This is a genomic window from Streptomyces sp. NPDC003327 (genome assembly GCF_053589515.1).
Window position 1 is genome coordinate 145420 of the sequence record NZ_JBSFSA010000006.1, and the last position, 12890, is coordinate 158309.

Here is a 12890-nt window from a genome sequence, read left to right on the forward strand (position 1 = left end):
GGCGAGGCAGGGGGAGCCGGAGAGATTCCGACCCCGCCGCGCTGGGGTGGCTGCCTCTCACCTCGGACCGAGGCCACCCAGCGCCCCTTCGACAAGTTCAGGAGCGATCAGCCATGCGTACATTCATCGGCGGCCATCAGGCCGTCAGCGCCAACGACTTCGTGGAACTCGCCCTCGGCACCCCGGTGGAACTGTGGCTCGGGGTGGAGGGCGAGAGCGAGGAGGAGCGCGCGGCCCGTCTGGACGCGGCGCGGGACATCCTCGCGGACAACCCGAACCTGCCGGACGAGGTGAGCCGAGTCGCCGCCGAGGCGATCGAGGCGTTCGCGCCGGAGCTGTTCAACGTCCTCCCGCTGGTACGGCCGGCGGCCCGCCGCTCCCGTTCCCGGAAGGGGGCGGCGGCATGAGCGCTCGGGTGCCCTGGGGCCCGGAGCTGGTTCTCGTCTGGCTCGGCTCGCTGATCGCGTTGGGCAGTGCCGCGGGCGCTGTTGCGGTCCATCAGGCGTGGCTGTTCGCCGCGGCGGTTCTCGGGTTCATCGTCCAGAACATCGGTTGGGCGGTTCGGAACCGCAAGCTCTTCGGTGGTGTGCGATGACGACCGTGATCACCAACGAGCGGTCGGCGGTTCCGCCGCTGACGCGTCCGGAGATGGGCCTCGCCGGTATCGGCGCGCTCGCCGCGGCCGGCGTCGGAGCCCTCGGGCTCATCTCCTCCTTCGACGCCGTGTCGGCCGCCGCGCTGCGGTGGGGCTTCGGCGAGCCGTGGATGCTGCCGGTCGGCATCGACGTGGCCATTCCGGTGTTCACCGTGGCCAACCTCCTGCTGATTCGGATGGACATGGCCCTCGCGTGGGTGCGGTTCGTGCCCTGGGTCCTCACCCTGATCACCTGCGGCCTGAACGTGGCCGCCGGGCACGGCATGTGGGCCAAGCTCGCCCACGGCACGATGCCGCTGCTGTGGGTGGTGTTCTCCGAGATCGGCGCCCATATCTACGCCGTACGGATCGGGGCCGCGACCGGCCGCCGGATGGACGAGATCCGGGCCTCGCGGTGGCTGCTCGCCTTCCCCTCCACCTTCTCGCTGTGGCGCCGGATGACCCTCTGGGAGATCACCTCCTACGCCGATGCGCTCTCCCGTGAGAAGGAGCGGCAGCTCGCCCGCGCCGACCTGCGCGAGACCTACGGATGGCGGTGGCGGTCGAAGACCCCGCGCCGTGAGCGTGTCCTCCTGAGGCTCGGGGAGCTTGCCCCCGACGGGGCCGTAGAGGAGCCGGAGCAGGAGCCCGCCGTGCCGCCGCCGGCCGAGGAGCAGGACGAGCGGAAGCCGCGCAAGCGCACCACCCGCCCGAAGCCCAAGGGAGCGAAGCCGCCGCGTTCGGCGGCGGAGTTGCTGGCCGAGGCCCGCGAGCTAACTGCCGACTGGCCGCTGGCAGGGATCAATGCCGAGGCGATCCGGACCGCGCTGCACTGCTCGGCAGCCAACTCCCGCGTACTGCGGGACGAGTTGCTCGCTGAGCGGGCCAGCCGCCCGGATCTCCACTCCGTCGACACGAACGACGCCAGCGACACGGACGAGTCTGCCGACACGGCCGAGGAGGTCGCCGCATGAACACCCTCGCCACGATCCTCGCCGCGACCGGCCCGCTCGCGGCCGGATGGTCCGGCCACGTGCTGTGGCTGCGCCGTCGGCTCCGCACCGCCCGCCGCGACCCGCTGACCGGGCTGCGGACCCGCGAGGGCTTCACCCGCCGGGCCGCCGCGCTCCTGCGCGACGACAGGGCGGTGGTCGTCCTCGCGGACGTCGACCACTTCAAGCAGATCAACGACCGCCACGGTCACGCGGCCGGCGACGCCCTCTTGAAGGCCACCGCCGACCGGCTCGCCCACCACGTCGGCCCGAACGGTGTCGCTGGGCGCCTCGGCGGCGACGAGTTCGCGGCCGTCGTCCTGGACACTGACGGCACGGTCGCCGATCTCCTCGCCGTTCTTCACGGGGTACTGGCCCGTCCCGCCGACAAGGCCAACCCGCACGTGGCCACCACGGTGTCCCTCGGCTGGGTCCGCGCCGCCGACTTCCCCGGCGAAGACCTCTCCGCGCTCCTCGGCCGGGCCGATGAGGCCATGTACGCGGCCAAGCAGAGCCGCGCCGGGATCAAGGGGGCCCGGCTGGGTCGGCTGCTCTCGGCGGTCACCGGCCGCCGGTCGGGACGCCGAGGTGCCCCGACCGGGGCACCGGCGGTGGGGGCGGCGGCATGACGCCGGGCCCGCTCGCCGCCGCCGACCTCTTCCACACCGTGATGGAGGCCGCACAGCACCGCTGCCAGTGCGCCGGCGCATGCGGACAGCCCCACACGAAGGGCGAGGGGCGCTGCACCCGCGAGCACGGCCGCCACGCGGGCAAGCACAGCGGTCCAATCCGCCTCATGGCCGCCGCGGCCGACCCGCTGACCACCGAGCTCGCCGCCGCGGCCCTGCCCGCGAGCGAGCTGCGCGCCTGGTGCCCGCCCTGCTTCACCGCCGCCCGCCGGGCAGCCCAGCGCACCGCCGCGGCGCCCGGCGACGACCAGGGCGGCCTGTTCGACCTGTGAGCCACGGGGGCCGGTCACGACCGACCAAAGCAGCGGCTGGACCCCGCCATCCCTCCCGAGAGAAGGAAGAGTCTCAGTGAAGCACCCCGACGACGAGAACGACTTTTTCGACCGACTCGAAGCCGACATGGCCACTACCGGGTCGCCCGACTCCGGGGCCGACGTGGTCGACCTCGACAAGGCCCGATCCGCCCGCACCGAGTCGGCCAACTCCACCGCCGACGCGTCGCCCGACTCCCACACGGACGAGTCGGCCGACGAGTCGGGCGACCCGTCGGCCCGCCGGTTGGTCGACGGTCCGGCGCTCGCCGGGCCCGGATACCTCGGCCGACTCGCGGGCGCGAAGCGGCGACGGATCGTCCCCGCGTGGCTGCGGTCGACGGCCGAACTCAAGACCGCCGCCCGCTGGGTCGCCAGCCACTACGCCCACCTCGCCGGGTACCACGCGCTCCGCTCCCCGGTCTACGCCGGACGCCTCGCCCTCCAGGCCCCCCGGGGCGCGGCGAAGTTCGTCGGCGGCACGATGCGCTGGGTCGCCGACCGCGAGGGAGAGCCCGTCCGACTCGCCGCCGTCCGGCGCGAGGACGCGGCGGAGTACCTCAAGCTGTCACGGCAGCGCGACGGCCGGGTCCGACTGCGGACCCTGGTCGCCACCCTCGCCGCACTCGTCGGCATGGGCACCGCGCTCGCCCTCTACGTCCTCGCCCCCGGCTGGCTCCAGGTCGTCTCGGTCGGCACGCTGCTGCTCGCCCTCGGGTCGGCCGGCGGCCAGGCCGACGCCCCGGTCATCAACCGGGCGGTGGAGGTCACCAAGGCGCCCAAGCTCACCAGCGACATCGTCCTGCGCGCGCTGGGGGCGCTCGGTATCCCGGCGATCAACCAGGCACAGGGCAAGGGCCGGGACGGGTTCACGTTCACCGCTCCGATCACCCGCGACGGGCCCGGCTGGCGTGCGGAGGGAGACCTCCCGTACGGCGTCACCGTTACGGACGTGATCGAGCGCCGGGACAAGCTCGCGTCCGGACTGCGCCGCCCGCTGGGCTGCGTCTGGCCCGAGGCCGTCCCGGAGGAGCACACCGGGCACCTGGTGCTGTGGGTCGGCGACCAGGACATGTCGACCGCGCGGAAGCCCGTGTGGCCGCTGCTCAAGAGCGGGGCCACGGACCTGTTCAAGCCGGTCGCCTTCGGCACCGACCAGCGCGGACGCTGGGTGGAGATGACGCTCATGTACATCGCGGCCGTCATCGGCGCGATCCCCCGCATGGGCAAGACGTTCCTCCTGCGCCTGCTGCTCCTGATCGCCGCCCTCGACCCGCGGGCCGAGCTGCACACCTACGACCTCAAGGGCACCGGCGACCTCGACCCGGTCGGCGAGCGCGTCTCGCACCGCCACCGCGCCGGGGACGACGACGAGGACATCGAGTACGCCCTCGCCGACCTGCGGGAACTGCGGGACGAGCTGCGGCGCCGGGCGAAGATGATCCGCTCCCTGCCCCGGGACATCTGCCCGGAGTCGAAGGTCACCAGCGAGCTGGCGAACATGAAGAACCTGGGGCTTCACCCGATCGTCGTCGGCGTGGACGAGTGCCAGGTGTGGTTCGAGCACCCCAAGCACGGGGCGGAGTTCGAGGAGATCTGCACCGACCTGGTCAAGCGCGGCCCGGCCACCGGCATCGTGCTGCTGCTCGCCACCCAGCGGCCCGACGCCAAGGCCCTGCCGACCGGCATCAGCGCGAACGCGTCGGCCCGGTTCTGCCTCAAGGTCATGGGCCAGCTGGAGAACGACATGGTCCTGGGCACGTCCTCGTACAAGCGAGGCGTGCGGGCCACGATGTTCTCCTGGAAGGACAAGGGCATCCACTACTTCGTCGGCGAAGGAGCGGACGCCCGGATCGTCTCCTCCGTCTACGTCGATGCCCCCACCGCCGAGACCATCGGCCTGCGGGCGCGCAAGCTCCGCGAACAGGCCGGCACCCTCTCCGGCCATGCGCTGGGGGAGTCGTTCGAGACCGCCGAGACCAGCGCGTACGACCTGCTGCGCGACATCCTCGCCGTTGTCCCCGCCGAAGAGCCCAAGGTCTGGTCCGAAGTCGTCGTGGCCCGGCTCGCCGAGCTGCGCCCCGACGTCTACGGCGGCTGGGACCCCGAGGGGCTGGCCGCCGCTCTCAAGCCGCACGGCATCTCCACCACCCAGGTATGGGGCAAGACCGAGGGCGGCAAGGGCGCCAACCGGCGCGGCATCGAGCGCTCCCGCATCTCCGCTGCCATCACGGAACGTGACGGAAAGCGGGACGCGAGCTAACGCGGATCGCCGCTAGGCCTAGCAGCAAGCCCCGCTAGGTCTAGCGGCACCGCTAGCACCCAATACCGCTTCTGATCAGCACGCTAGTTCCTAGCGGGCTGACCTGCGCATACCCGGAAAACCGCCGGAGAGGCCCCCGATGACCCCCTTCCTCGCCGCTAGCGCACTCCTGCTCGCCATCACGCTCGGTTACTCCGCCCTGTGTGCGGCCTCGCCGTTCGGCAACTGCCGCAAGTGCAACGGACTCGGCTTCGCCCTCACGACGGACCGCAAGGGCAAGCCCAAGCGCGGCAAGACCTGCCGCCGCTGCAAGGGCCATGGCATCCGCATCCGCGTCGGCCGCCACCTGTTCAACATCGCCGCCCGCGTCCACCGCGACGGCACCCGCTGACCTCGCAACGACAGGAGCCTGACATGAACTTCGAAATCTCCGCCGTCCTGCTCTTCGGCGCCGCGTCCGCCTTCGCCGTCAAGAGCAAGTCCTCCGGGGCCGGCGCCGCCATCGTGCTCTTCCTCTTCGGGTTCTTCGCCGCCGGAACCGGCGCGTACGAGCCGATCGCCAACCTCGTCCAGTCCTCCGCCACGGCCCTCTCCGACCTCGCCAACTAGCCGAAGGAGCAAGCGATGAACGAGCCGATTACCGTCCCGCACTGGCTCACCACGGCCATGCCGAAGGTGGCCCCCGCCCTCGCCACGTCCACGGTCCTTGTCATCGGCCGGATCTGGAACGCCAACGGCGCCGAACACTCCATCGGCAACGCCATCCTGATGGTCGTCCTCGCCGCAGGAGCGGCCACGGCCGGCGCCTTCGCCACGGCCGGTCACCGCGGGGACAGCACCCTCGCCGGAGCCGCGTTCGCGACCTCGGGCGGCCTCGCCTTCGCTGGGGTCGCCGGATACGCCGACGGACTGTCCCTCCCGCTCCTGCTGTGGGTCCTCGCCACCGCCGTCGCCTACGGCCTGGCCGCCCGCTACTGGCGCACCGACCGCCGCGAGACCACCGCCTACGAGCGCCGCACCGTCGAGCGGCGCGAGGACCACGCCCACATCGAGCGCGTGGAAGCCCTGCGCGCCGGAGCCCAGATCGAGGCCGCCCGCACCGGCGCCTTCTACGCCGAGCAGCTCGCCACCGCCCTGCTCACGCGCGCCACCCTGCCCGGCTTCGACCCGCAGGCCCTCACCCGCGCCGGACTGCCCGAACTCCCTGCCACCGAGAACACCAAGGAGCACTGACCCATGTTCGAGATCCGCGTCATCTGCGACCCCGACGACACCGAGCAGGTGACCGCCGTGCTCGGCGGTGCCTTCACCACGGGCGCCGTACGCCAGTACGCCACCCGTGACGGCAAGCGCGAGCGTCTCTACCTCACCGCCGACTTGCGGGCCGAGCGGTGGCCGACGCCCGAGGAGGCATACGCGCTCGCCCCGAGCATCATCAGCGAGGTCGGCTGGACCGCCAGCACCGCGGCCGACAAGCCGTTCGGCAAGGGCCTCGGCCGCGAGTTCTGGCTCCGCAAGGCCGCGCTCCTGGACCGCATCGCGCTGGGCGACGAGAGCGAGCGCATACGCACCGACGCGGCGGAGATGGCTACCGCGGCGGCCCGCCGCCTCATGGACACCGACGACGCCACGGTCATCTGCGACCCGCGCGCCTACGTCCGCCAGCAGTACGAGCGGTGGCTCAAGCAGAAGTAGCTGTGCCCGGGGCGGTCGCCTCTCACCACAAGACCGCGACCGCCCCGGCTCTCCGTCCCTTCGACAGAAACAGGAGAAACCCCAGCATGACACCTGAGCCCGCCCATGGGCAGTACGCCCCCGTGGTGCCGCTGCACAGCGCGCCAGGAGGCACGGAGCGGATGGCACCGCACGACCGGGAAGCCGAACAGGCCGTCGTCGGCGCGCTCATGCTCGCGCCCGGCGTCATCGGCGACGTGAACGGCTCGATGGACCCGGCCGACCACTACGTGCCCGCCCACGAGACGATCCACCGCGCGATCCTCGCCCTGCACGCCCAGGGACAGCCCGTCGACCCGATCACCCTCGGGCACCACCTGGAGCAGACCGGCGAACTCGTCCGCGCGGGCGGCCGGCCCTACCTCCACACCCTCATCCAGGCCGTGCCCTCCACGGCCAACGCCACCTACTACGCCGAGATCGTCCACGACCTCGCCCGGCGCCGCCGGAGCATCGAGGTCGGCACCCGCATCGTCCAGGCCGGCATGTCGGCCGAGGCCACCGAGGACGACCTCCGCGAGGCCCTCGCGCTCGGCGCCGCGACCGTCCCGGCCGCATGGCCCGAGCCGATCCCGCTGGACCGGCAGCCGAAGCTGCCGCCGTTCCCCGTCCACGCCCTCCCCGGCTGGGTCTCGGACTTCGTCGTCGCGCTCGCCGAGGAGACCCAGACCCCGGTGGACCTCGCGGGCGCCCTCGCCCTCTCCGTCCTCGCGACCGCGGCCGGCGGCCGGGCCGTCGTCCAGGTGCGCGGGCGGTGGCGCGAGCCCACGAACCTCTTCGTCGTCGTCGCCCTCGGCCCGGCCAACCGCAAGTCCGCCGTCTTCGCCGCCATGACCGCCCCGCTCTACGAGGCGGAGAACACGCTCGTGGAGGGCTCCAACCTCACGATCGTGGAGGCCGAGGTCACCGCCCGCATGGCCCGCGAGGCCGCCGACAAGGCCGCCGCTCAAGCGGCCAAGGCCGAGGGTCCCGAGCGGGACAACCTGGTGGCCGAGGCGATCGGCCTCGCCCAGACCGCCGAGTCCCTGACCGTTCCGCCGCGCCCGCGGCTCCTCGCCGACGACGCCACCCCCGAGACCGTCACCACCCTGCTTGCCGAGCAGGGAGGCAGGCTCGCGGTCATGTCCGCCGAGGGTGGCATCTTCGACATCATCGCCGGGCGGTACTCCGGCGTGCCCAACATGGAGGTCTTCCTCAAGGGCCACGCCGGCGACCGGTTGCGCGTCGACCGCCGGACCCGCCAGGAGTTCATCGAGGCGCCCGCGCTCACCATGGGCCTCGCAGTTCAGCCCAGTGTCCTGGAGGACATAGGCAAGAACCGCGGCTTCGATGGCCGCGGGCTGCTTGCCCGCTTCCTGTACTGCCTGCCGGAATCCCTGGTCGGCTACCGGAAGATCGACCCGGACCCCGTTCCGCCCGCCATTGGTGCGACGTACGAGCGGAACGTCTTCGCCCTCACGCTCAAGCTCGCGGACTGGACCGACCCCCGAGTGGTCCAAGTGGGCCCCGAAGCCGATGCCGCCCTCAAGGCGTACGGAGAGCGCCTGGAGCCGCAGCTCCGCACCAAGGGCGGGCGTCTCGGGCACATCGGGAAGTGGGCCGGGAAGCTCGTGGGCGCCGCGGCCCGCATCGCCGGTCTGCTCCACCTCGCCGAGCACATCGACGGCGGCACCAACGCCCCGATCAGTGCCACCACGATGGGCGCGGCGATCGAACTGGCCGACTACTTCGCCGCCCACGCCCTGACCGTCTTCGACCTCATGGGCGCCGACGCCACTCTGGCTCGCGCCCGGAGCTTGCTGTCCGTCCTGGAGGACAACGGCTGGGAGAGCGTCAGCCGCCGGGACCTCTTCGCCAAGCTCTCCCGTTCCGAGTTCCCCACGATCGCTGAACTGGAGCCCGCCGCTGCCGTCTTGGAGGAGCACGGATACCTCCGCAGCGAGACCCCGCCCCGCACCGGCAAACGAGGTCGCCCGCCGGCGCCCCGATACCTGATTCACCCGAGCGTCCGCGAGCCGAAGGCGTGAGCCTCCCCACCCGCCTTCGCATGGGCCCCCGCCGCACAAACCGCAGAATCCGCAGAAACCCCCGGGCGGCCGTGCCCACCTGCGGAAACGGCCCGTCGGCCCGGCAGCCGCAAAAATCCGCGAAACCGCCGCACAAATCCCGTCGCCGGTCACGCGACGCTCGGCCCTCGGTGCCGCCGTCCATTTCTGCGGCGATTCTCGCGATTTTTGCGGCAGCCACCCGCGCACCCCAAACGCCGCAGGTCAGAGCCCGGATTCGCAGGTTTTTGCGGATTCTGCGGTTTTTGCGGCACCCCGCCCTGTCTTCGGTAGCCAGTCGAGGAGGACCCGTGTCCGCGACGCGTGACGAGATGCTCACGATCCCCCAGGTCGTGAAGGAGATCGGAGTGCCCCGAGCCACCTTCTACCGGTGGCGTCAGCTCAAGAAGGGCCCGAAAGCCATCAAGCTCCCGAACGGCGCGGTCCGCATCCGCCGCTCGGATCTGGAGCGCTGGATCGAGACCCTGGAGGAAGTCGCGTGACCTACCGCAAGACCAGCACCACCCCGGGCGCCCGCAACAGCGGGCGCCCGCCCGTTTCAGGGGACCTGACCCTCTCCACGGACGTACGGGTCTGGAAGGTCAACCAGGTGCGGAGCAAGAAGGCGCCGTATCAGATCCGCTGGACGGTCGCCGGAAAAGTGAAGGCCGCCAGCTTCGCCACCGTGGCCCTCGCGGAGAGCCGCCGGTCCGAGCTGTGGCAGGCGATGCGGAAGGGCGAGGCGTTCGACGTGGCGTCCGGCCTTCCGGAGTCGGAACTCCGGGCGGCTGCCGCGAAGGAGAAAGAGAAGCCCGATCCGTCGTGGTGGGACTTCAGCCGCGAGTACATGGCGAGCCGGTGGCGTACGGCGGCGGCGAAGACCCGTGAGGGGCTGGCCGACAGCCTGGCCACGGTGGCGCTCGCGATGGTGGAGGGCGGTAAGAAGGAGCCCACGCCGGAGGAGACGCGGCTCGCGATGCGATGGGCGGTCGTACCGGCGCATCAGGACGAGGAGCCGCCGCCGGAACTCGTGGCGGCGTGCGCTTGGCTCCGGACCCGGTCGTTGCCGCTCTCGGCTCTTGCCGACCCCAAGGTGGTGCGGGACGTCCAGTACCGGCTCTCGTTCAAGCTGGACGACACCCCGGCGGCGGGGGAGACCTACAAGCGCCGGCGCCGCGGGTTCAACACGGCCATGGAGTACGCCATTGAGTGCGGGTACCTGGAGGAGAACCCGCTCGCGGGAGTGAAGCGCGCGGGGTCCACCAAGGGCGACGTCGTGGACCCCCGAGTCCTGGTCAACGCCGTCCAGGGTGAGCAGCTCCTCACGGCCGTCTCTTACGTGGGCTCCGTTCACCGGAACCGCGGACGCCGACTCGTCGCCTTCTTCGCCTGCCAGATGTACGCGGCGATGCGGCCGGCCGAGGCGGTGGGGCTCAGGATGAAGGACTGCTACCTCCCCGAGAAGGGATGGGGGACGCTCACCCTCAAGGAGACCCGGCCGGTGTCCGGCAAGCGATGGACGGACTCGGGCCAGCGCCACGACAAGCGCGGGCTCAAGTCCCGGGAGCTCAAGGCAGACCGCCCCGTCCCGATCCCCCCGACGCTCGTCGCCATACTCCGCGCGCACATAGCGGAGTTCGGAACGGCGAAGGACGGCCGGCTCTTCGCCAACGAGCGCGGCGCCGTACTCGGAACGTCCAGCTACTGGAGGGTCTGGCAGGAGGCCCGGCCGATCGCCCTCCCGCCAGACAAGGTGGAATCCCCGCTCGCCCACCGACCGTACGACCTGCGGCACACCTGCATCACGAACTGGCTGAACGCGGGCGTCCCCGTTGCCGAGGTGGCCCGCCGGGCGGGTAACTCGCCGGAGGTCATTCACCGTCGTTACGAGGGGTGCATCGACGGCCACGAGGAGCTGAACAACAGGAAGATCGAGCAGGCGATGGGCTGGGTCGACGGCTCATAGGTCAAGAAGCGTCTAGCAGCCCGCAGCCCGCAGCCCGCAGCCCTAGAGTTCGTAGCACGATCATGATGGGGTGGAAGCTCCATGCCCCGGACATGGCAAGCCGAGACGTTTCACGGAGATCGTGTTACGAACTCATGGGAGCTGTGCGGTAATAGCTCTCGTGGATCAGAACTCGCTGCGGAAGCTCGTAGAGGGCCAGCTCCTCCGGTTGGAGGGCAACACCTTCCAGGACTGCATGGATCGGCTCGGCTTGGAGCTGTATCCCGGCGACTACCAACCTGTACGGGCAGCCGGACCGAAGGGCGACACCAAGAACGACGGCTACTGTCCGAAGGCTCGGGTGTTCTTCGCTGCCCACGCCACGCGTGGCGAGCGGATCGATAAGACCAAGGCGAAGATCCGCGGGGACCTGGAGGGCTGCCTCAAGGAGCACCGTGACGTGAGGGTATGGCGCTTCCTTACCAACGACACCATGCCAGGTGAAGTCGACCAGTTCATCGACAATGAGCTGCGTCCGCTGTACCCGAGCGTAGCCATCGAGGTGTGGGGACTGAAGACCCTTGCTGCCGAAGTGAGCAAGCTAAAGCGGGAACAGGTCGACAGGATCATCGACGTCGTCACAGTGGAGGAGCCAGAATTTGAGGTCGTAGTACTCAGTCACATAAAGACGGGGCGCGATCTCTGGCCGATCCTCTCTGGTTGCCCTGGATGGTTGCCGCACGAGGAGCCCGACGACTGTACTGACGAGGAACAGGATCTCATTGATGGGATCATTCAAACCTTCCGGGACTGGAGCGACATCTCGTCAGACATCGAGTTTTCTCGCTCCTCGGTGCGAGATGCGCAGCGGAGCATCACTGCCAACCTGAACGAGCTTGCCCGGAACGGGCTTTGCCTTTGTGCCGGATCGAAAGACGACTACCCGCTGACTGGCGGCCCGTCGCCGTTTTTGGGGACCGTGGCAATTTTCAGGATCTGCCGCCTCTCGGGTGAAGGATGATCATTACTGTCGAGGGTCGACTCCGTGCCCTCTATCCGGCTTAAGCGGAAGCGTAGTTGTCTCGCAAGGGCATGGCTTGCTGGCCGTGCCCAAGTTCCGTCAATCTCTGGTTTTAGTAGCAACAGAAAGATGATCATGGGTGAGATCTGGGTAACCATGGGCGGCACGAACAATGCGGCCAGGTTGGAACTCAAGTCAGTGCATGGCACCAGCGGGCTTGGCGTGATGCAACTCCGCTTCCAGTTCGAAGCGTCCTGTCGGCATGACGCGTCAGCGCAACGGCCGATGTGGCTTGAGGGCAAGGTGCACGCCGTCGGTCTGGGTACGTCCAGCGGGTACCTGGGTCGGCTGGCGGTTGAGTCCTCGCCGGTCACCCTGCACAGCCTTGCCGCGACGACAACGTTTGTCCTCGTTGCCGATCTCGACCACCGGCAAGTCCAGATCATCGAGGAGCACCGCACGGGTGGAGTGAAGTTCAACCTTGAGGTCACCGGCACGGCGATGGCAGACGGCAATCTTGAACGGATTGGCGTCGGCACCATCGAGTGCGAGGTCAACCAGAGCAACTGGGTCGCGATCCTTGAACAGATGCAGTACCGCCGTCTGCTCCTGATTGAGCTGGACGCGCCAGACTCTGGCCGGTCGACAGAGTTCGCCGCAGCCCTGGACTACTACCGGGACGCCGAGCAGCAGTACATCAAGCAGGAGTGGCGACTGACGGTCGAAGCGCTTCGTCAGACGCTCGCGGCGCTCGTCGGCAAGAAGGCCGAAGATGAGGACGGGGCGGCGGACGTCGCAGCGGCAGCCAAGGCGCTCCGCAAGGAGTCCAGAGAGGTAGACACCGGTTATCCGCCGCGTGCCGAGCAGGTACGGCTCGCCCTCAAGTTCATGTGTGATTTGGGGGCGCACCCGGAGGCAGCCGAGACAACGAAGGCTGATGCGTACTCGGCCCTCCTGATGGTCGGCGGCCTCCTGCACGGTTGGCAGCCGGCGAAGGCCCGCATTACAGCGCAGCCGTCGGCTGAGGAGAACGAGCCGCTTCGGGCCGCGGCGGCCCGCGTCTGAACCTTGCAATGCATTGATGCGCGCTGCTCGGCGTCGAGCGGGGCGCGGGCGACTGGGGGGGAGTGACGAGCGATGCCACTCGCCACTCACTCGCGATCAGTGACACACAACGACAGAGACCCGGACTCAGTGGGACTGAGTCCGGGTCTCTGTGTTTGGCACTTCAGCAGGTCAGCGGCTTGATCACGCTG

General features: G+C 70.0%; 15 protein-coding genes. All 15 read left to right on the top strand.

Annotation, left to right across the window (positions count from 1 at the left end):
• The first annotated feature begins 113 nt into the window (after positions 1-113).
• The 15 genes from ACWDVG_RS07965 to ACWDVG_RS08035 all read left to right on the top strand — a co-directional run bounded on the left by ACWDVG_RS07965 (position 114) and on the right by ACWDVG_RS08035 (position 12699).
• Complete coding sequence (locus tag ACWDVG_RS07965; RefSeq protein WP_391769450.1) at positions 114-407, top strand: hypothetical protein; 294 nt, start codon at positions 114-116, stop codon at positions 405-407.
• Complete coding sequence (locus tag ACWDVG_RS07970) at positions 404-595, top strand: hypothetical protein (RefSeq protein ID WP_351841438.1); 192 nt, start codon at positions 404-406, stop codon at positions 593-595. Before ACWDVG_RS07965 ends, ACWDVG_RS07970 begins: the two co-directional genes overlap by 4 nt.
• Complete coding sequence (locus ACWDVG_RS07975) at positions 592-1608, top strand: DUF2637 domain-containing protein (RefSeq protein WP_451697238.1); 1017 nt, start codon at positions 592-594, stop codon at positions 1606-1608. The genes ACWDVG_RS07970 and ACWDVG_RS07975 overlap by 4 nt, the downstream gene beginning before the upstream one ends.
• Positions 1605-2255 (top strand): GGDEF domain-containing protein, encoded by a 651-nt coding sequence (locus tag ACWDVG_RS07980; RefSeq protein WP_451697240.1) that lies wholly within the window; start codon positions 1605-1607, stop codon positions 2253-2255. The genes ACWDVG_RS07975 and ACWDVG_RS07980 overlap by 4 nt, the downstream gene beginning before the upstream one ends.
• Positions 2252-2587: a hypothetical protein gene (locus ACWDVG_RS07985; protein WP_451697241.1), complete on the top strand. Its 336-nt coding sequence runs from the start codon at positions 2252-2254 to the stop codon at positions 2585-2587. The genes ACWDVG_RS07980 and ACWDVG_RS07985 overlap by 4 nt, the downstream gene beginning before the upstream one ends.
• Before the next feature lie 76 nt (positions 2588-2663).
• Positions 2664-4889 (top strand): cell division protein FtsK, encoded by a 2226-nt coding sequence (locus tag ACWDVG_RS07990; protein WP_451697243.1) that lies wholly within the window; start codon positions 2664-2666, stop codon positions 4887-4889.
• 139 nt (positions 4890-5028) lie between these two features.
• Complete coding sequence (locus ACWDVG_RS07995; protein ID WP_386639563.1) at positions 5029-5280, top strand: hypothetical protein; 252 nt, start codon at positions 5029-5031, stop codon at positions 5278-5280.
• A 23-nt stretch (positions 5281-5303) separates the two neighbouring features.
• The gene (locus ACWDVG_RS08000) at positions 5304-5498 is read left to right on the top strand and encodes a hypothetical protein (protein WP_033206753.1); all 195 of its coding nucleotides are present in this window, start codon (positions 5304-5306) and stop codon (positions 5496-5498) included.
• A gap of 15 nt (positions 5499-5513) precedes the next feature.
• Positions 5514-6122, top strand: coding sequence for a hypothetical protein (locus ACWDVG_RS08005; RefSeq protein WP_451697246.1), 609 nt, complete (start codon positions 5514-5516; stop codon positions 6120-6122).
• Between the two features lie 3 nt (positions 6123-6125).
• Positions 6126-6584 (top strand): hypothetical protein, encoded by a 459-nt coding sequence (locus tag ACWDVG_RS08010; protein WP_451697248.1) that lies wholly within the window; start codon positions 6126-6128, stop codon positions 6582-6584.
• Between the two features lie 86 nt (positions 6585-6670).
• Positions 6671-8650 carry a DUF3987 domain-containing protein gene (locus tag ACWDVG_RS08015; protein ID WP_451697250.1) on the top strand — a complete coding sequence of 660 codons (1980 nt, stop codon included), beginning with the start codon at positions 6671-6673 and terminating at the stop codon, positions 8648-8650.
• Between the two features lie 329 nt (positions 8651-8979).
• Positions 8980-9171: a helix-turn-helix transcriptional regulator gene (locus ACWDVG_RS08020; protein WP_451697252.1), complete on the top strand. Its 192-nt coding sequence runs from the start codon at positions 8980-8982 to the stop codon at positions 9169-9171.
• Positions 9168-10634, top strand: coding sequence for a tyrosine-type recombinase/integrase (locus ACWDVG_RS08025; RefSeq protein ID WP_451697254.1), 1467 nt, complete (start codon positions 9168-9170; stop codon positions 10632-10634). The genes ACWDVG_RS08020 and ACWDVG_RS08025 overlap by 4 nt, the downstream gene beginning before the upstream one ends.
• 160 nt (positions 10635-10794) lie before the next feature.
• Entirely contained in the window at positions 10795-11634 is an 840-nt protein-coding gene (locus tag ACWDVG_RS08030) for a hypothetical protein (RefSeq protein ID WP_451697256.1), read from the top strand.
• Between the two features lie 129 nt (positions 11635-11763).
• Positions 11764-12699, top strand: a complete 936-nt coding sequence (locus tag ACWDVG_RS08035) for a hypothetical protein (RefSeq protein ID WP_451697258.1) — start codon at positions 11764-11766, stop codon at positions 12697-12699.
• Positions 12700-12890 lie beyond the last annotated feature (191 nt).